The following is a 16900-nucleotide window of genomic DNA, read 5'->3' as shown; positions in this document are numbered from 1 at the left end:
CTCCGATCGTGACCTCAGGGCCGAAATCACCGCCGGCCGGTTGGGCATCGACCCGTACGACGACGCCCTGGTGCAGCCGTCCAGCATCGACGTCCGCCTGGACTGCATGTTCCGCGTCTTCAACAACACCCGCTACACCCACATCGACCCCGCCAAGCAGCAGGACGAGCTCACGACACTGGTCGAACCCGTGGACGGCGAACCGTTCGTGCTGCACCAGGGCGTCGTCGTACGGGTCGATGCCCAACCGGCCGGCGGTGATTTCGGCCCTGAGGTCACGATCGGAGAGCAGCACGCGACGAGCCTATCCGCTGCTTGCCGTCGCGCGATCAGTCGGCGAGATACATCTCCCCACCCTTGGGGTAGCCCCCGCCGGTGGTGGTGACGTGGACGTGGTCGTAGTGCCCGAGCCGGCTCGGTTGCGCGCCACCCGGCGTGTAGTAGACGCCGCGCCAGATCGCGTCCTGGATCCCGAAGCGTTTGGCGTTACTCATCACGTAAGCGACGATCTCGTCGCCCAGGGCGATGCCGTCGGCGCTCTGCGGGTTGGGGATCATCACGTCGATCGCCAACCCGAGGGGATGCCAGGGCAGCGGATCCGGTCGCACCCCACCCATTTCGTGGATCTGGGGGAATTTGGCGGTGATGCTGCGCGAAACCAGGATGGTTCTGACCTGCAGGCCCTGTTCAGGTGTGAGCCCGGCCGGCAGGAACCGGGATCGGGTGTGGTACCTGGACGCGGCGAGGGGCGGATCGACGCCGTCGCCGCGGGACACATCCGACGCCAGCACAATCCCCACCGGCTTTGCCGGCACGATTTCTAAGCAGCACGCTGAAGTGTCGCCAATAACGGGTTGCGCGACGGGACGCGGCACGAAAGGGGCGTCATCGCCGGCCGCCGCGAAGAACACCGCAGCCGGGGCCAGCGCCCCTGCCAGGAGCAGCGGCGATTTACGGCGCTTCTTGGCTAAGCTGTGCCGACCCACCCCAGGCACATTACGACATGATCACGAAAGAATAAACATCGCTTTCGGAATTCGCGCATGAGCGGCCCGTTTACCGGCGTTCGCATTTCACCGCCGGGCTCGGACGGCGCCGGCCGGGCCGAGGCCGGGGGGCCCTATCCGCCCGACGGACGCCACCTCGGATGCTAGCCTTCGTTGGCGAGAGCGCCGATGTAGTTCAATGGCAGAACATCAGCTTCCCAAGCTGAATACGCGGGTTCGATTCCCGTCATCGGCTCCACTTTGACAAGCGGTACGGGTCAGGCACGAAGCTGTAGGAACCTCGAAGACATGGACCTACTATTGCTCGTCCTCAAGGTCGCGCTGGTCGCCTTCATCGTCGGCGGGACCGCCGTGCTGACCGTCCGCGCGGTGCGGCGCTCGCGGGCCAACAGGGCGGATCCCCGGCGGAAAGGGCCCCGCACCCAACCCGGCTACGAGGCGTCGGCTCATGGGGCCATGCCCAGTACGCCGCTTCCCGAATGGGCCCACTGGGACGACGAGGATGAGAAAACCGGCCGGGGTCTACGAGCCTGAAGCCGGTCGCCACACGACTTCCAGGTCATCTTCGCCCAGCGTGACCAAGGCTTGGGTGGTGCCGTCGGCATCGGCGAACTCCACCTCGTAGGCGGGCTGCAGCTCCGCGTTCGCATCCTTGCTGTAGTCCATGACGACGGTCCCTCGGAAACCGGCTGGAAGGTCATGCTCGGGCAGGGGGCGCAGCAGCCGGATCACGTCGAATTCCTGAGGTCTCACCGTCCTCCGCTCGTCGGTTCGAAGGCCCAGCGCAGGGCCGCATTCTCGAACTAAACCCCCGTGGCCGAACCGTGACCGAGGCTTGACCAAATGCTAACGCGCCCTTGCGCTTCCGCTGGTCATCGGGGATTTACGATCCTCCTATTACAACTATGTCAGTTAAAAGGAATCGGAGCCATGCGAGCGGTCGTTCGGTGTGTTCTTGCGGTGGGTGGGATCGCTGTAAGCGTGGTTGCGGGGCCGACGGGCACCAGCGTGGCGGCGGCCAACCAGCCGCATGAATTCGCCGTCACGTCGATCCTGCCGGCGCGGGACGCGACCGTGGGCGTGGCCCACCCCGTCATCGTGACGTTCAACGCGCCGGTGGCGAATCGGCACGCCGCCGAGCGCGCCATCGGGGTCAAATCGACGCCCGCGATGACCGGCAAGTTCGAGTGGCTGGACAACAAGGTCGTGCAGTGGGTTCCGGACCACTACTGGCCGGCGCACAGCACGGTGGCGCTGGCGGTCGACGGCCGGTCTACGGAATTCAAGACCGGCCCGAAGGTCGTCGGCATCGCCAACATCACCGACCACACCTTCAAGGTGAGCGTCGACGGAGTCGACGCGGCCCCACCGCCCACTCCGCACCACCGACCCCACTTCGGCGAAGAGGGCGTGTTGCCCGCGTCGATGGGCAGGCCCGAGTTTCCCACGCCGGTCGGCAACTACACGGTCTTGTCGAAAGAGCGCTCGGTGCTTATGGATTCGAGCAGCGTGGGCATCCCCGTCGACGACCCCAACGGCTATATGCTCAACGTCGACTACGCCGTCCGGATCACCAACCGAGGCCTCTTCGTGCACTCCGCCCCGTGGGCGGTGCCGTCACTGGGGCTGGAGAACGTCAGCCACGGCTGCATCAGTCTCAGCCCCGAAGACGCCGAGTGGTACTACAACACGGTCGATGTCGGCGACCCGGTGATCGTCAAGCAAGACCTGTGGGAACGGCCGCCGTCCTGAGCGGTCCCCGCATTCAATCGCTCTGAGCCCGATGGCTTTTCGCCGCGGTAACCTCCGCCGAGCGTGAAGTTGGTTTCACGCTCGCGGTCGACTGTGAAACTAACTTCACGTTCGGCGGGCGGGTCACCCACACGGCTGAGACGCCCATAACAAACGGGCCCGCCGGCCGAAACCAGCGGGCCCGTTCTGTGGATAGGTCTCAGTGCCCCGAGGGTCCGGGCGCAACCGGTTGACCGGGCTGGGGGCCGCCGCTCGGCGCGGGACCGGTCGGGGCGTCCTTGACCCCCGACATGTCGACGAGTGGGGCGCCTTCGAGGGGCGCACCGGCGGCCAGGGGTCCACCGAGGGCGACCAGCGGGGCCCCGGCGGGGACCACCGGCGCGATGGGCAACGGTGCACCCAACGGCAGCGGCAGCGGAGCACCCAGGGGCAGTGGCACGGGAGCGCCCACCGGCAACGGCCCGGGCACGGCCAACGGGACACCGGCCATGTCGGTGAGCGGCGCACTGGCGGCGCAGATCTCCGCGGTCGGCGCGCCGCCGGCTGCGGCCGCTCCGCCCGCGGCGCCCGCGGCGCCCGGCCCACCGGCCAGGGGCGCCCCGACCTCGCCCGCCTGCCCCTGAACGCAGGCGTACCCGCCCGTCTTCAGGGGAGCGGCCGCCGCATCCGGGCTCAGCGCAAGTGCGGCTCCGCACAACCCAAGGCTGGCAACTACTTTCATGTTGAACCGATCGACGATCGCCATCAGCGCCGACTCTCCTTTTAATTCGCGCTCACATATCTGGTGCAGCAGATAACGAGCCAATTGTGGGCAGGCGACACGAAACACCGGACGCGCCGCACCGCGCCGTATCCAAATGGTGACGTCACAAGGGCGTCACGAGCCGGGAGCGGACTTGGCAGGGGAAAAGCGCCGGCCGAGGCGGCGTTTTCACCTCGCCGATCGAAAATTTCCGCAGCTCGTTCTCAGGGAATTTTTGGCGATCCAACATGTCTTGAAGGTTCTATAGAGGTGAACGGAAGGTGAACGAGTAGAGGAGGATCGCCATGTCTGGACGGCGGGCTTATGGCCGATTCATCAAGTCAGCGCTACTGAGTGGGCCCCTGCTGGTGGCCGGGGTCGCATTGGCCGGTCCGGCGCAGGCCGACGCGACCACCTTCGTCAACGACTTGCACAAGAACGGGATCCACGCGGTCAGCGGGGGTGACGCGGCGCTGGTGCAGATGGGCCTGAACGTCTGCCAGCAACTGTCGTGGGGCGCCCCTCCGTCGCAGATCGAGGGTCTGGCATTGCAGCGCTCGGACAGCCGGCAGGGCGCCGGCGGCATCACCCCGCAGCAGGCCGACGACGTGGTCCTCTACGCGGTGCGCGATCTCTGCCCGGACGCCTAGCGGTCACCCGGCCATCGGTCTTTGCCCACAATTCATCATCGGGATTTATCTTCCCCAGCGTGTTCGGCGGCGCTTTCGTGTAAAAGTGCATCATCCGCGATTCGGGCACGGGACGAAGGAGACGATTTCGATGGCAGCACAGCGGCCTTATGGCCGGTTTATGGGCGCAGCCCTTGCAGGGGGCCCACTTCTGGCCGCGGGCATCGTCTGGGCCAGCCCGGCCCGGGCCGACGGGACTGCCTTCATCAACGACCTGCACAATGCGGGCATCCACGCCGTCAACGGCGGCGATGACGCGTTGCTGCAGATGGGTGCGGACCTGTGCCAACAGCTTTCCTGGGGCGCGTCCCCGCAACAGCTGGAGGGCCTGGCCATCCAACGCTCCGACGCCGACCAGGGCACCGGCGGGATCAACGGCCGCCAGGCCGCGGACGTCGTGATCTTCGCCTTGCGAGATCTGTGCCCGAACGCTTAGCGGTGAGCTAAGTTCCGGGGATGGAGCTGAGCGCGCGTAACCTGAGCGCGCTCGGCATCCCCGTCCCGGCCTACGACCGCGGCCAAATTTCAGTCGGCATCGTGCATTTCGGGGTCGGCGGCTTTCACCGCGCCCATCAGGCGATGTACATCGACAGGCTGCTGAGCGACGGCCTCGCCCGGGACTGGGGAATCTGCGGGGTCGGCGTGCTGCCCGGTGACCAACGGATGCGCGACGTGCTGCGCGCCCAGGACCACCTGTACACGCTGGTCCTCGCACACCCCGACGGCACCCGGGAGCCGCGTGTCATCGGCTCCATCGTCGACTTTCATTACGCGCCAGACGATCCCGAGGCCGTCGTCGAGCTGCTCGCCGCCCCGACCACCCGGATCGTCTCGCTCACGATCACCGAAGGCGGCTACCACCCGCCGCTGAGCGACGTGTACCCGTTGGTGGCCGAGGCGCTCAACCGGCGGCGCGAACGCGGCCTGCCCTCCCCCACGATCGTGTCCTGCGACAACATCGTCGAGAACGGCGGCGTTGCGCGACACGCGTTCACGTCGTACGCCGAACGACTCAGTTCCGAACTCGCGCAATGGATTCGCGAGCACACCAAGTTCCCCAACTCGATGGTCGATCGGATCACCCCGGCAACCACCCCGGCCGCGATCGAGGGGCTGCACACAGAGTTCGGCGTGCGCGATGCCTGGCCGGTGACCGCCGAACCGTTCGCCATGTGGGTGCTGCAGGACGATTTCGCCGACGGCCGGCCCCCACTGGACAAGGCGGGAGTCCAGCTCGTCGACGACGTCGCGCCGTATGAAGCGATGAAGCTGAGGCTGCTCAACGCCGGCCACCAGTGCCTGTGCTACTTCGGCTACCTGGCCGGGTATCGGTTGGTGCACGAGGCCGCCCACGACCCGCTGATCGCCGAACTCCTGCGCCGTTACCTGGAATCCGAGGCGATGCCCACGCTCACGCCGGTCCCCGGGCTGGCCGACTTCAAGGACGGGCTCCTCCCCCGCTTCGGCAACGCCTACGTGCGTGACACGGTGGCCCGGCTGTGCGCCGACTCGTCGGAACGCATCACCAAATGGCTGCTGCCCGTGGTGGCCGACAACCTGCGCGACGGCGGCCCGGTCCGGCTGTCCGCGGCGATCGTCGCGAGCTGGGCGCGCTACGCCGAGGGCGTCGACGAAGACGGTCAGCCGATCGAGGTGGTGGACCGGCTCGCCCACACGCTCGTCCCCATCGCCCGCTCCCAGCGCGACGACCCGGCCGCGTTCCTCGCCAACCGGGCGGTGTTCGGCGACCTCGCCGACCAGCCTCGCTTCCTCGAGCCCTACCTGTGGGCGCTGGACTCCCTGCACCGCCGCGGCGCGCGCGCCACGCTGCGGGCGCTCGTCGGGACCGGCGAATGACGCTGGTCGTCGGCATCGACTCCTCGACGCAGTCCTGCAAGGTGCTGATCTGTGACGCGGCCACGGGCGAGGTGGTCCGAGAGGGCCGGGCCGACCACCCCGACGGGACCGAAATCGACCCTGCCGCATGGGAATCCGCCGCCTGGGCGGCGATCGCGGCCGCGGGCGGCCTGGACGGCGTGGCGGCGATCGCGGTCGGCGCGCAGCAGCACGGCATGGTGTGCCTCGACGCGACGGGCGAGGTGGTGCGGCCCGCACTGTTGTGGAACGACGTGCGCTCGGCCGACGCGGCGCGCGCGCTCACCGACGAGCTCGGCGGCCCGGGGGCGTGGGCCCGGGCCGTCGGCGTGGTGCCGCTGGCCGCGATCACGGTGGCCAAGCTGCGCTGGCTCGCCGACCACGAGCCGGGGCACGCGGACCGCACGGCGGCGGTCTGCCTGCCGCACGACTGGCTGACCTGGCGGTTGCGCGGGGACACCGACATCGCGGCGCTGACCACCGACCGCAGCGACGCCAGCGGCACCGGCTATTACGACGCCGCGAGCGGCGCCTACCGCGTCGACCTCCTCGAGCTGGCCATGCGCGGCCGCCGGCCACAGCTACCCGCCGTGCTGAGCCCCGCGGACGCAACCGCAAGCGGCACAACCACATTCGGCGCGGGTCTCGGCGACAACGCCGCCGCGGCACTCGGCCTCGGCGCCGACGAGGGTGACGTCATCGTGTCGGTCGGGACATCGGGCGTGGTGGCCACGGTGACCGCCGACGCGGTCCGCGACGACGCGGGCTTCGTCGCGGGGTTCGCCGACGGAACCGGTCGCTATCTCCCGCTGGTGTGCACGCTCAACGCCGCCCGGGTGCTGGACGCGGCCGCCGCGATGCTGGGGGTCGACCACGACGGGCTGTCGCGGCTCGCGCTGTCCGCCCCGCCGGGCGCCGCGGGGCTGGTCCTGGTGCCCTACCTGGAGGGTGAGCGAACCCCCAACCGCCCCAACGCCTCCGGCGCGCTGCACGGCCTGCGGGTCGCGAACGCCACGCCGGCGAACCTGGCCAGGGCCGCGGTGGAGGGGCTGTTGTGCGCCCTCGCCGACGGCCTCGACCACCTGGCCGCGCACGGCGTGGTCGCGCGCCGCGTCCTGCTGATCGGGGGCGGCGCGGCGTCGCAGGCGCTGCGCGCGATCGCGCCCGCGGTGTTCGGCGTGCCCGTGTCGGTGCCCGCCCCGGGACAGTACGTTGCGTTGGGCGCGGCGCGGCAGGCGGCCTGGGCCCTGAGCGGAGCGGCGCGACCGCCCGCGTGGGCCCGCCCCCGGACCGACGACTACACCGCGGACCCGACGCCGCAGGTGCACGAGCGCTATGCGCGGGTGCGGGACCTGACCGAGGGCGCCTAGTCGCAGGGGCGGAACACCGGGAGCACCCGGTATTTCGCGGAGAAGCTGGCCTTTTCGTATTCGTCGCCCACCTCGCCGTCGCACGCGATGACCGTCGGGCCGTCGACGGCGGTGAACGCGAACTCCGGCACCTGCAGCTCGTGATACAGCGGGCTGCGCTCCAGCCGGCCCAGCGCGAGCGCGGTCAGGATCCTGGTCCGCCACCACCGCCGTCCGGCCTCGAGCATCCGGACGTCAATCAGGCCGTCGTCCATGCGGGTCCGCCGCGACGGGGCGAAGCCGGTCGGCAGGTACAGCGAGTTCCCGAGGAAGAACAGCGACGTCAGCAGCGTCTTGTTGTCGTAGGAGATGCGGATGGGCTCGTCGCGGCGCAGCGTGTGCAGCATCGCGTAGAGCCCGGCCAGCGGCTTGCCGATGCGTTTCTCCAGCTTTTCGCGCTGCTGCACGAAGGCCGGGTAGGCGCCGATGCTCGCCGTGTTGAGGACCATCTGACTTTCGTTGAGGCACACCAGGTCCACGCACGCCACGCTGCCCCGGCGGATCGCGTCGACGGTCTTGGCCACCGTGTCGCAGCCGATGTCCTTCGCGAAGTGGTTGAACGTGCCGGCGGGGAACACCGCCAGCGGCAGCCCGGCCTCGATGGCCACCCCCGCCGCGGCCGCCACCGTGCCGTCGCCGCCGCCGACGGCAAGCACCTCGGCGTGCGCGGCGGCGTCGCGCAGGACCTGTTGCGGGTCGTCGTCGGGGCCGAGCTCGCGGATGTCCGCCCTCGGCAGCGCTTTGCGCACCTCGTCGACGACGCGCGACCCGGTGCCGCTGCCCGATTCGGGGTTGATGACCAAGACCACCCCGGCGCCGTCCGGCCGTTCGGGCGCGGGGACGCGAAGCGGTTCGGTCTTCGGCAGGGCGGTCTCGACGATCGGCGGAACCAGCCGACCGCCCAGCACCGCCACACCGGCCCCGATGCCGAACCCGGCGACGACGTCACCCGGGTAGTGCGCGCCGGTCGCCACCCGCGACAGCCCGACCAGTCCGGCCAGCAGCGCCAGCCCGAAGCCCAGCATCGGATTTTCCAGGCCGACCCCCACGGCGAACGCGGCCGCGCTGGCGGAATGCCCCGACGGAAAGGAGTTCGACGTCGGCCGGCGGCGGACCTGCCTGACCAACGGCACCAATTCGTATCCGGGACGCGGGCGGCGGCGGATGCGTTTGGCGACCTGGTTGGTGACCAGGCTGGTGGTCGCGAGCGTCACGACGCCGCGCGTCGCGCCTCGCTGCGCGCTCTTGTTGCCCGAGGCCATCAGGGCCGCGGCGATGGCGAACCACAGCTTGGAGTTGTCGGCGGCCCGGGTCAGCGGCGGCATGATCGCGTCCAGCAGCGGGGTGTCGGTCTCGGCGATCGCTTCGAAGATCTCCCGGTCCAGGGTGCCCAGGCCTTGGGTGATCTGATTGATGCCGCGCGCGCGTCGCCGGGGCCACCTGTCCATTCGCTACACCCTAAATTGGTTGGCGGACATGGACGCATCGGGCTACTTCCAGGCATGGCGGGACAACGCCGCGCGGCGGGGCGTGGCCCCCGACGTCGTCGCGGAGATCGCCCGCCGCCACGCCATCACCCCGGAGAGCTTCCGCGCGCTCGGGAAGTCGGCGGAGATCAGGGATCCGGACGGCAAGTCCTTCTTCCTCCTGCCCCGCGGCGCCGGCGGTGCCGACGCCCGCGCGGCGGTGCTGTGCGCCTACGTGCTGAACGCCGGCACCGGCTACGGCACCAAGGGGGCGTGGCGCACCGACTTCCCACCGACCCCGTACGGCGCCGCGGAGGTCACTCGTATCATGTTGCGGCAGAAGGCAAACCGCTGGAGCTACACGCGCGACGTCAGGTTCGTGGACCGCAACGGCGGGCGGCTCGTCGCCACGCCGAACGGCATCCTGATAGGGCTGGGCGGCAACTGGATCCAACGCCAATTCTGCCGGCGCGGCGGCACCACCTGGGGCGACATCTTCATGGTCAACCTCGGCGCGGTCGCCGACCCCGCGGGATGGCTTCGCCGGATCGTCGAGTCCGGGCACGCGTGGTACCTGCGCGCCGACGGGACGCCCGTCCAGAGTCGCCTCGACCTGGACCGGGTGCTGCACCACGAGGAACGGCACTGCCGGCAATGGGCCACGAAGGGCTACGCGGGCATGCTGCGCGACTACGGCCGGGAGTTGGTTCGCGAATACGCCTTCGGCGCGGTCAACCGGCTCGAGGAGGACGCGGGGCTGACCGACGGCGGCTACAGGGCGTCGATCCCGTGGTAGAGCACCATCGCACCGATCAGGACCAGGACCGCCGCCAGCAGGGCGGCGTTGTTGCGGTCCATCCAGTCTTTGAGCCGCGCCAGCGTGTCGTCGAGCCGGCTGCCGGCCGCGGCGTAGGCCAGGATCGGGATGGCGACGCTGGACGCCGCGATGGCGACGAAGAACGCGGCGGCCACCCAGTCACCGGCTAGGCCGAGCCCGGCCGTGCCGATGCCCAGCCCGGCCGGGATGCAGATGAGCACCACGTCCGGCCGCACCACCGCCAGGACCGCCCCCATGATCCCGGCCCGGCCCGGGGTGATGGTGGCGAACGACCGCATCCAGGCGGGCGACTCGGCGTGACCGTGCCGGTTCAGCCACTTGTAGATGCCGTACACGATCAGCCCCGACCCCAGCACCACGCGCAACCACGACGACCATCGCGGCGGCGACTTGTCCAGGCCGCCGAGCAGGTGGGAGGCCGCGACGGAGACCGCGGTCAGCGCCGCCAGGGTCAGCGCCCAGCCGGCGAGAAACGCCAGGCCGGTCGGCCGCGGCCGCGGCGCCTGCAGCACCAGCACGGCCGGGATCACCGTGAGCGGCGAGAGCGAGATGACCAGTCCGAGCGGAACCAGCCCGGTGAGCACGGTGCTCCAGCTGCCTGCCATGGGCAGCAATCTACAGGGCATGAATCCCGTTGTAGAGCACCATCAAACCGATCAGGACCAGGATGATGGCGAGCAGCGTCGCGTGGTTTTCCTCCATCCAGACTTTGAGGCGTTCCAGCGGATCGTCGAGCCGCTCGCCCGCGCCGGCGTACGCCAATATCGGAATGGCGACGGTTGACGCGGCGATGACGACGAACACCGCGGCGGCCAGCAGTTGCCCGGCCGCGTTGAGGCTGCTGCTGCCGACGGCCAGGCCGGCCGCCGCGCACAGGATCAGCACCTCCGGCCGCAGCACGACCAGCACCGCCGCGGTCACACCGGCGCGGGTGGGGGTCAGCGTGGCGAACGAGCGCATCCAGCGCGGCATGCTGCCGTGCCGATGCCGGGTCAGCCATTGGTATCCGCCCAGCGCGATCAGCGCCGACCCCAGCACCACGCGCGCCCACGACGCCCAGGTCGGTGGCGCCTTGTGCAGGCCCTCGAGCAGGCCCGAGCCGCTGACGAACACGGCGGTCAGGGCCGCCAGACCCAGCACCCATCCGGCGAGGAAGGCGAGACTGGTCGGGCGCGGCCGCGGCGCGTGCAGGACCAGCACCGCCGGAACGACCGTGATCGGCGAGAGCGCGATGACCGCCGCCAGCGCGACGAGCTTGGTGAGCACCGAACCCCAACTTGCGTCCACGGGCAGCATCATCGCACCGGCATGCCCGGCCCGCATGGGTCCGGCGGAACGGCCGCCCTCAGAACGGCTTTCGGCGCAACGTCCAGGCGGGCACCCAGTGCGTGACGGTCTTGCGCTTGGAGCCGTAGGCGACCGGATAGGTGACCAGGCCCCACCAGTCGCCCTGCTCGCAGAGGCCCCAGCAGCTGAGCAGCCCCTCGACGACCTTGTGCAGTTGCAGACCGTTGGGCTGATACCGGCCGGAGCGGTGCGGCTCGCGCGGGAACAGCACCGTCAGGTCCACCAGGACCGGGAGCGGTGGCCGCACTACCCGGAACGGGCTGCGGACCGGCTGGCCGTTGTACCCGATGGACGCGAACTGCCCCATCGATCGATCATACGTTCGAATAGGCGGCCCGGATCGGCGAGTTCCCCATTTCCGACCCCGCAGCCGGGCCGGTGGATATAGTCGGCTCAGCTAACAAGGGGAGGTCGAAGATGAAGATGGCTTGCGCCGCTGGCCTATTGGCGTTGGCCGGGCTGCTCACCACCGGGGTGGGCGTTGCCGGCGCCGACCAGGTGGAGGTCGAGGGCAACTATTCGAGCCTGGCGGGTTGCGAGGCGGACGCCCCCAACGTCGAGATCACGCACAACGACCACCTCTACACCCACTGGGACTGCCGCCAGGGCTCCGACGGCTTCTGGCACGTCTGGCTGCTCAACTGACCCAGCCGTAGGCGACCAGCGGCGGGAACCCGATCGGGTTCTGGCACCATAGCGGCGTGCGGAACCCGCTTCGCCGCCCGTCGGCCGCGCTGGACCCGCTGCTCGTCGGGCTGCTCGCCGTCGCGGTGAGTCTGGGCGGCGCGGGCCGCCCGTCGTTCTGGTACGACGAGGCCGCCACCATCTCGGCCGCATACAGCCGGTCGCTTGCCCAGCTGTGGCGGATGCTGGGCAATGTCGACGCCGTGCACGGCCTGTACTACCTGCTGATGCACGCCTGGTTCCAGGTCTTCGGTCCCACCGAGTTCTCTTCGCGCGTTCCGAGCGGCCTGGCCGTCGGCGGCGCCGCCGCCGGAATTGTGGTGCTGGGCAAGCAGTTCTCGTCGCGCACCGTCGCGGTGGCGGCCGGCGTCTTCTGCGCCATCCTGCCCCGGACGACATGGGCGGGCATCGAGGCCCGCCCCTACGCGCTGTCGATGATGGCCGCCGTGTGGCTGACGGTGTTGCTGGTGCTTGCCGCGCGCCGCGACACCGGTTGGCTCTGGACGGCCTACGCCGTCGCCCTGGCCGCATCGATCGCGCTCGAGGTGTACCTGGCGCTGATGGTCGCGGCGCACCTCACCCTGCTGGTCGCGTCCCGTTGCACGAGAAGGGTTTTACTGCGGTTCGCCATCGCGGCGGCCATCGGGGTCGGCGCCATGGCGCCCTTCTTGGTGACGGTCGCCGGGCAAGCGCACCAGATCAGCTGGATCGCGCCGATCGGCCGCCGGACGCTGGAAGACGTGGTGGTCCAACAGTATTTCGAGCGCAGCCCCCCGTTCGCCGTGCTGTCGGCGCTGGTGATCGCGGCGGCTATCGTGTTGTGGCTCAGCAAGTCCGCGCCCCTGGCGCCCTCCGACGGACAGCTGCTGGCCCTCGCGGTGGCGTGGCTCGCGCTGCCGACCGCGGCCATCGTGGCCTACTCGGCGCTGGTGCACCCGATCTACACCCCGCGCTATCTGTCCTTCACGGCGCCGGGCATGGCGCTGATCCTGGGCGCCTGCGCCGCGGCGGTCACCGCCCGGCCCTGGCTGACGGCGGTCCTCGTCGCGCTTTTCGCCATCGCTGCCGCACCCAATTACGTTCGGGCGCAGCGTAATCCGTACGCTAAGTACGGGATGGACTACAGCCAGGTGGCCGATCTGATCACCGCGCAGGCGACACCGGGCGATTGCCTGCTGGTGAACGACACGGTGACGTTCATGCCGGCCCCGATGCGCCCGTTGCTGGCGGCGCGCCCGGACGCCTACCGCAAGCTGGTCGACCTCACGCTGTGGCAGCGGGCGACCGACCGCAACGAGGTCTTCGACACCAATCTGATCCCCGAGGTTGTCGCGAAACCGTTGAGCCAGTGCGGCGTCGTGTGGATCATCACCCAGGCCGACCCGTCACAGCCGGCGCACGAGCGCGGCCCGGCGATCCCGCCCGGACCGGTCTACGGGGCGACCCCCGCGTTCGCGGTACCGCACGACTTGGGCTTCCGGCTCGTCGAGCGTTGGCAGTTCAACCTGGTGCAGGTGTTCAAAGCGCAGCGGTAGTCACCAGATGCGGATGTAGTCGACCAGCATCGAGGCCGGGAAGGTGCCCGCCGCCGGGTCACCGGCGCCGACACCGCCCACGGCGAGCGTGAACATCGGCGTCATCCAGTAGCCGGGAATGTTGAACGGCCACCGGAAATCGTCGGGGGCGCCGCCGGCGACGTGGATGGGCTTGTTGGGCACCTTGAAGTACTCGGCGCCGTCCCGCGCGAACTCGAATCCCTCTTCGCCCCAATGCATTCGCCAGGTGTGCCAGTTGCTGTCGACCAGACCGGGGATCGACTTGCCTTCCCACGTCTTGCCGTTGGATGCCGCGTGGACGGTGGTGCCGGGGGCCCACTGGCCGTTGCCGTACCACTCGAAGATGTCCACCTCGCCGTCGGGCAGCGGGTCCTCGTTGACGCCCCAGAACGAGGGCCACAGGCCGGGATACAGGCAGTCCAGCTTGATCCGCGCCTCCCAGGTCTGGTTGATCATGCTGCGGAAGTTGCCGCGCAGCTTGCCGCTGTAATAGGTGTTGCTCAGCAGATCGTGGGTGGCGCACAGGACGAGATTGGAGTGCCCGTCGACGAACACGTTCTGACGGTCGTTGCGGTAGATGCCCTCCACCGGTGGGAACACGTCGTCCTGCCAGGTCTGGATCGTCCACTTGCCGGGGTCGGGCGGCGAGCCCGCGGGGCCGTCGAACTCGTCGGCGAAGATGTAGGGACCGCCGGGACCGGCCGACGGGGGAGCCTGCGGCGCCGACGGGGTGGCCCATGCGCCCGGCAGCCGCATCGCAGCGCCCAGCATGCCCAGCCCCGAAATCAACATCATGCTGCGACGATCCATCTACAACCCACCAATCGTGAAAGGCGGTTCCGATCTACCGCGATACCCCTGAGCAACTTTTGCAAACGGTGTTATGAAACCACGCGCCGGGGTGCCGCGCATGCCACACCCGGGCCGTGGCGGCGAGTTTTCGCGTGCTAGGGACGGCGCGGCTCAGCGGGAGGCCGGTTCGCTGAGCTTGACCAGCGTCTTACCGATATTGACGCCGGTGAACAGCCCGTTGAGGGCGTCGACGCAGGACTCGATGCCGTCGAAGATGGTCTCCCGGTGCCTGAGCCGGCCCTCGGCCTCCCATTGCCGCAGCGCCGCGAACGCCTCGTCGAAGCGGCCCCACTGGTCGAGGGCGTTGAACCCCTGCATCAACGCGGTCTTGGACAGCAGGTTCACGTAGTTGGCCGGACCGGGGTGCTCGCCGGTGAGGTAGCTGGAGATGACCCCGCACAGGACCACCCGAGCGTGCGGGGCCAACCGGCCCAGCACCGCGTTCAGGATGGGGCCGCCGACGTTGTCGAAGTAGACGTCGACGCGCTTCGGGCAGTGCTGCTTGAGCGCCGCCGCGAGGTCGTCGTTCTTGTAGTCGATGCAGGCGTCGAAGCCGAAGTCCTCGACCACCGCCCGGCACTTCTCGGGTCCGCCCGCGATGCCCACCACTCGGGCGCCGGCGATCTTGGCGATCTGCCCGGCCACCGACCCGGTGGCCCCCGCGGCCGCCGAGACCACGACCGTCTCCCCCGCCTTCGGCCGGCCGATGTCGGTCATCCCGAAATACGCGGTGGCGCCCGTCGGCCCGTACACCGACATGATCGCCAGCTGGTCGTCCTCGCCGGGGATCGGCGTGCTGAACAGGTCGTCGCGGATGATCGCGTACTCGGAGAACCCCGTCAGCGTGGTGACGACGTCGCCGACGGCGTAGGCGTCACAGCGCGAGGCGACCACCTCGCCGATCCCCGCGGCGCGGATCACCTCGCCGAGCTGCACCGGCGGAAGGTAGCCGGGCTGGTCGTCGAGCCAGGTCCGGGCGGCCGCGTCGATCCCGACGTAGGTGGTGCGCAGCAGCGCCTCACCCTCGGCGGGCTCGGGCGCCGGCGTGGTGACCAGCTCGGTGTCGTCCGGCTGGACGAGCCCGGTGGGGCGGCGGCGGAGGAGGACCTGACGGTTCGGCAACTCGGGCACGATGCAAGAAACTACCGAACCCGCCGAAATCGCCCGGGTGAATGGCATATTCAACCCATGGCAGCAAACGACGACCCGGAGGATCGGATCCGGGAACTCGAACGCCCGCTCGCCGACGCGGCGCGGGCATCCGAAGCGAGTAGCGCGCAACCCGCCGGCCAGGCCTTCCAGCCGCCGCCGGGCAGCGAGGTGACGGTCACCGGGATGGGCGAGAACCGGACGATCGCCTGCAACGACAACGTCGTCGACGTCAGCGGCGTGTCCAACACGGTGGTGATCAGCGGTCACTGCGCCAGCCTCTCGGTGACCGGCGTGCAAAACGGGATCACCGTCGACGCGGTCGACAGCATCGACGTGTCCGGCCTGAGCAACAAGATCACCTACCACTCGGGCACGCCGAAGATCACCAACTCGGGTAGCGCGAACGTCGTCCAACAGGGCTGACGCCCCTACGGCGCCTCGGTGGATTCGTCGTCCTGCGAATCGCCGTCGAGGACGCTGACCGCGATGCCGTACGGCAGGAACCGCACCTTGCGCGCCGGGTCGACGTTGTCCTTGTTGGCCCGCAGCGCGTCGAGCTCGGTCGCGTAGACCTGTTCGACGTGCGCGCCCCCGTCGGCGTCCACCGTGTAGATGGCCCAGACGCCGTCGCCCGCCTCGCCGGCGGTCTCGGGCTGGGGGCGGGGCCGCCGCGACAGGTCCTCGAAGATGGACGACCACCCGGACCTGGCTCCGGGGGCCGCGACAAACTTGCTGACCCGCTCGAACACGTCGCGCAGCCCCTCGCTGCCCTCGCGGATCATTCGATCGAATTCGTCGGGATCAAACCCGAACGCACCGTATTCGCCCACGCGACCTCCTTGCCGCTCGTGCCGTCACCGCCCAGTGTGCGCGCACTGGCACTCGCGCGCCACGTCCTTACCGCGGGGGCGCCGGCGGGGGCGGCGGGGTGATCGGGATCGGCACGGTGACGAACGGGAAGTGCAGGTACATCGTGACCGGTGGCTGGGCGCACGGGGTGCCCGCGCGGACGGCGTGTTCCTGATCGGCTGCGGCGCGGACATCGTGCCCCTCAAGCCCGCGCTCGAGGCCGCGGCGCCGCTCGAGGTGACGGCCCCCGAGGAGCCGGAGATGGCGCTCGCCCGCGGGGCGGCGCTGGCGTCGGCGAACGCGCCGCTGTTCGCCTCGTCCACGGCGGCCCTGGCGTACGCGCTGGACCCCGGCACCGGGGAGGTGAGCCCGCGACCGCTGGGCCCGACGTACCTCGACGTCTGGGGCAACGCCGACGCCGAGGCCCTGGCCTACAGCGCCGTCGCCGACGAGGACCAGGTCGTCCCGCGCCGGCGCCGGCCCATGTTCCTCGCCGGTAGCGCGCTGGCCGGCATCGCCGCCGTCACCGCCGGTGTCGTGCTGGTTTCGCTGACCTCCGATCGTCCGACGTCCGAGCAGCCGCAAAATCCGCGCGTCAATGTCGCCACCCGGGCCGTGGCGGCGAGTTTTCGCGTGCTAGGGACGGCGCGGCTCAGCGGGAGGCCGGTTCGCTGAGCTTGAC

21 protein-coding genes, 1 tRNA gene and 1 pseudogene are annotated in these 16900 nt (G+C 69.8%); 13 read left to right on the top strand and 10 right to left on the bottom strand.

Annotated elements, in window-relative coordinates; all coding sequences use genetic code 11:
- Positions 1-232: pseudogene (locus A5681_RS26260) on the top strand (dCTP deaminase); the annotation flags it as partial.
- A gap of 97 nt (positions 233-329) precedes the next feature.
- On the opposite strand, the gene A5681_RS03035 reads toward A5681_RS26260, so the two are convergent.
- Positions 330-986 (bottom strand): hypothetical protein, encoded by a 657-nt coding sequence (locus tag A5681_RS03035; RefSeq protein WP_197498494.1) that lies wholly within the window; start codon positions 984-986, stop codon positions 330-332.
- A gap of 185 nt (positions 987-1171) precedes the next feature.
- Here A5681_RS03035 and A5681_RS03030 point away from each other — a divergent pair.
- Positions 1172-1245: transfer RNA gene (locus A5681_RS03030), tRNA-Gly, on the top strand.
- Between the two features lie 50 nt (positions 1246-1295).
- A complete protein-coding gene (locus tag A5681_RS03025) occupies positions 1296-1541 on the top strand; it encodes a hypothetical protein (protein ID WP_067269242.1) in 246 nt (81 codons plus the stop codon).
- Here A5681_RS03025 and A5681_RS03020 read toward each other — a convergent pair.
- A complete protein-coding gene (locus A5681_RS03020) occupies positions 1530-1760 on the bottom strand; it encodes a DUF4926 domain-containing protein (protein ID WP_231996199.1) in 231 nt (76 codons plus the stop codon). The genes A5681_RS03025 and A5681_RS03020 overlap by 12 nt on opposite strands.
- 177 nt (positions 1761-1937) lie before the next feature.
- Here A5681_RS03020 and A5681_RS03015 point away from each other — a divergent pair, with 177 nt between their 5' ends.
- The gene (locus tag A5681_RS03015; RefSeq protein WP_067269240.1) at positions 1938-2759 is read left to right on the top strand and encodes a L,D-transpeptidase; all 822 of its coding nucleotides are present in this window, start codon (positions 1938-1940) and stop codon (positions 2757-2759) included.
- Positions 2760-2958: 199 nt separating this feature from the next.
- Here the strand turns inward: A5681_RS03015 and A5681_RS03010 are convergent, their stop codons facing one another.
- The gene (locus A5681_RS03010) at positions 2959-3504 is read right to left on the bottom strand and encodes a hypothetical protein (RefSeq protein ID WP_067269238.1); all 546 of its coding nucleotides are present in this window, start codon (positions 3502-3504) and stop codon (positions 2959-2961) included.
- 302 nt (positions 3505-3806) lie between these two features.
- Here A5681_RS03010 and A5681_RS03005 point away from each other — a divergent pair, with 302 nt between their 5' ends.
- The 4 genes from A5681_RS03005 to A5681_RS02990 all read left to right on the top strand — a co-directional run bounded on the left by A5681_RS03005 (position 3807) and on the right by A5681_RS02990 (position 7435).
- Entirely contained in the window at positions 3807-4151 is a 345-nt protein-coding gene (locus A5681_RS03005; RefSeq protein ID WP_067269237.1) for a DUF732 domain-containing protein, read from the top strand.
- Between the two features lie 130 nt (positions 4152-4281).
- Complete coding sequence (locus A5681_RS03000) at positions 4282-4626, top strand: DUF732 domain-containing protein (protein ID WP_067269244.1); 345 nt, start codon at positions 4282-4284, stop codon at positions 4624-4626.
- A 20-nt stretch (positions 4627-4646) separates the two neighbouring features.
- Positions 4647-6047 carry a mannitol dehydrogenase family protein gene (locus A5681_RS02995; RefSeq protein ID WP_067269236.1) on the top strand — a complete coding sequence of 467 codons (1401 nt, stop codon included), beginning with the start codon at positions 4647-4649 and terminating at the stop codon, positions 6045-6047.
- Positions 6044-7435, top strand: coding sequence for an FGGY family carbohydrate kinase (locus tag A5681_RS02990; RefSeq protein ID WP_067269235.1), 1392 nt, complete (start codon positions 6044-6046; stop codon positions 7433-7435). Before A5681_RS02995 ends, A5681_RS02990 begins: the two co-directional genes overlap by 4 nt.
- Here A5681_RS02990 and A5681_RS02985 read toward each other — a convergent pair.
- Entirely contained in the window at positions 7432-8922 is a 1491-nt protein-coding gene (locus A5681_RS02985) for a bifunctional phosphatase PAP2/diacylglycerol kinase family protein (protein ID WP_067269233.1), read from the bottom strand. The two genes, A5681_RS02990 and A5681_RS02985, sit on opposite strands and share 4 nt — an antisense overlap.
- A 28-nt stretch (positions 8923-8950) precedes the next feature.
- On the opposite strand from A5681_RS02985, the gene A5681_RS02980 reads away from it, so the two are divergent.
- Positions 8951-9736, top strand: coding sequence for a hypothetical protein (locus A5681_RS02980; RefSeq protein ID WP_067269231.1), 786 nt, complete (start codon positions 8951-8953; stop codon positions 9734-9736).
- Here the strand turns inward: A5681_RS02980 and A5681_RS02975 are convergent.
- Genes A5681_RS02975 through A5681_RS02965 form a run of 3 tightly spaced genes read right to left on the bottom strand, consistent with a single transcriptional unit; the run spans position 9712 to position 11432 of the window.
- Positions 9712-10383, bottom strand: a complete 672-nt coding sequence (locus tag A5681_RS02975) for a GAP family protein (protein ID WP_067269243.1) — start codon at positions 10381-10383, stop codon at positions 9712-9714. The genes A5681_RS02980 and A5681_RS02975 overlap by 25 nt on opposite strands.
- 10 nt (positions 10384-10393) lie before the next feature.
- Positions 10394-11074, bottom strand: a complete 681-nt coding sequence (locus A5681_RS02970; protein WP_231996200.1) for a GAP family protein — start codon at positions 11072-11074, stop codon at positions 10394-10396.
- A 49-nt stretch (positions 11075-11123) separates the two neighbouring features.
- On the bottom strand, positions 11124-11432 hold the full coding sequence (locus A5681_RS02965; RefSeq protein ID WP_067269227.1) for a hypothetical protein: 309 nt from the start codon (positions 11430-11432) through the stop codon (positions 11124-11126).
- A gap of 110 nt (positions 11433-11542) precedes the next feature.
- Between A5681_RS02965 and A5681_RS02960 the strand changes: the two genes are divergently transcribed.
- Together A5681_RS02960 and A5681_RS02955 are read left to right on the top strand one after the other, a co-directional pair.
- A complete protein-coding gene (locus A5681_RS02960) occupies positions 11543-11770 on the top strand; it encodes a hypothetical protein (protein ID WP_067269225.1) in 228 nt (75 codons plus the stop codon).
- A gap of 56 nt (positions 11771-11826) precedes the next feature.
- The gene (locus A5681_RS02955) at positions 11827-13344 is read left to right on the top strand and encodes a glycosyltransferase family 39 protein (protein ID WP_067269222.1); all 1518 of its coding nucleotides are present in this window, start codon (positions 11827-11829) and stop codon (positions 13342-13344) included.
- Here the strand turns inward: A5681_RS02955 and A5681_RS02950 are convergent, their stop codons facing one another.
- Both A5681_RS02950 and A5681_RS02945 read right to left on the bottom strand, forming a co-directional pair.
- Positions 13345-14175: a glycoside hydrolase family 16 protein gene (locus tag A5681_RS02950; protein ID WP_067269220.1), complete on the bottom strand. Its 831-nt coding sequence runs from the start codon at positions 14173-14175 to the stop codon at positions 13345-13347.
- A 153-nt stretch (positions 14176-14328) separates the two neighbouring features.
- A complete protein-coding gene (locus tag A5681_RS02945) occupies positions 14329-15348 on the bottom strand; it encodes an NADP-dependent oxidoreductase (RefSeq protein ID WP_067269218.1) in 1020 nt (339 codons plus the stop codon).
- A gap of 57 nt (positions 15349-15405) precedes the next feature.
- Here A5681_RS02945 and A5681_RS02940 point away from each other — a divergent pair, with 57 nt between their 5' ends.
- Complete coding sequence (locus tag A5681_RS02940; RefSeq protein ID WP_067269216.1) at positions 15406-15792, top strand: DUF3060 domain-containing protein; 387 nt, start codon at positions 15406-15408, stop codon at positions 15790-15792.
- A 5-nt stretch (positions 15793-15797) separates the two neighbouring features.
- Here A5681_RS02940 and A5681_RS02935 read toward each other — a convergent pair whose 3' ends face one another.
- Positions 15798-16199, bottom strand: a complete 402-nt coding sequence (locus A5681_RS02935) for a hypothetical protein (RefSeq protein WP_067269214.1) — start codon at positions 16197-16199, stop codon at positions 15798-15800.
- Between the two features lie 130 nt (positions 16200-16329).
- On the opposite strand from A5681_RS02935, the gene A5681_RS02930 reads away from it, so the two are divergent.
- Complete coding sequence (locus tag A5681_RS02930) at positions 16330-16893, top strand: hypothetical protein (RefSeq protein WP_419866289.1); 564 nt, start codon at positions 16330-16332, stop codon at positions 16891-16893.
- The last annotated feature ends 7 nt before the right edge of the window (positions 16894-16900 follow it).

It is taken from the genome of Mycobacterium scrofulaceum (assembly GCF_001667885.1).
GTDB classification, from domain to species: domain Bacteria; phylum Actinomycetota; class Actinomycetes; order Mycobacteriales; family Mycobacteriaceae; genus Mycobacterium; species Mycobacterium scrofulaceum_C.
The sequence above is the reverse complement of the archived record's forward strand: the minus strand, read 5'-3'. Positions and strand labels throughout refer to the sequence as shown.

Bases quoted from the DNA above. Each gene is read 5' to 3' on its own strand.
- A5681_RS03025 (WP_067269242.1), top strand. From the start codon at position 1,296: ATGGACCTACTATTGCTCGTCCTCAAGGTCGCGCTGGTCGCCTTCATC.
- A5681_RS03015 (WP_067269240.1), top strand. From the start codon at position 1,938: ATGCGAGCGGTCGTTCGGTGTGTTCTTGCGGTGGGTGGGATCGCTGTA.
- A5681_RS03010 (WP_067269238.1), bottom strand. From the start codon at position 3,504: ATGGCGATCGTCGATCGGTTCAACATGAAAGTAGTTGCCAGCCTTGGG.
- A5681_RS03005 (WP_067269237.1), top strand. From the start codon at position 3,807: ATGTCTGGACGGCGGGCTTATGGCCGATTCATCAAGTCAGCGCTACTG.
- A5681_RS03000 (WP_067269244.1), top strand. From the start codon at position 4,282: ATGGCAGCACAGCGGCCTTATGGCCGGTTTATGGGCGCAGCCCTTGCA.
- A5681_RS02995 (WP_067269236.1), top strand. From the start codon at position 4,647: ATGGAGCTGAGCGCGCGTAACCTGAGCGCGCTCGGCATCCCCGTCCCG.
- A5681_RS02990 (WP_067269235.1), top strand. From the start codon at position 6,044: ATGACGCTGGTCGTCGGCATCGACTCCTCGACGCAGTCCTGCAAGGTG.
- A5681_RS02985 (WP_067269233.1), bottom strand. From the start codon at position 8,922: ATGGACAGGTGGCCCCGGCGACGCGCGCGCGGCATCAATCAGATCACC.
- A5681_RS02980 (WP_067269231.1), top strand. From the start codon at position 8,951: ATGGACGCATCGGGCTACTTCCAGGCATGGCGGGACAACGCCGCGCGG.
- A5681_RS02975 (WP_067269243.1), bottom strand. From the start codon at position 10,383: ATGGCAGGCAGCTGGAGCACCGTGCTCACCGGGCTGGTTCCGCTCGGA.
- A5681_RS02970 (WP_231996200.1), bottom strand. From the start codon at position 11,074: ATGCTGCCCGTGGACGCAAGTTGGGGTTCGGTGCTCACCAAGCTCGTC.
- A5681_RS02965 (WP_067269227.1), bottom strand. From the start codon at position 11,432: ATGGGGCAGTTCGCGTCCATCGGGTACAACGGCCAGCCGGTCCGCAGC.
- A5681_RS02960 (WP_067269225.1), top strand. From the start codon at position 11,543: ATGAAGATGGCTTGCGCCGCTGGCCTATTGGCGTTGGCCGGGCTGCTC.
- A5681_RS02950 (WP_067269220.1), bottom strand. From the start codon at position 14,175: ATGGATCGTCGCAGCATGATGTTGATTTCGGGGCTGGGCATGCTGGGC.
- A5681_RS02940 (WP_067269216.1), top strand. From the start codon at position 15,406: ATGGCAGCAAACGACGACCCGGAGGATCGGATCCGGGAACTCGAACGC.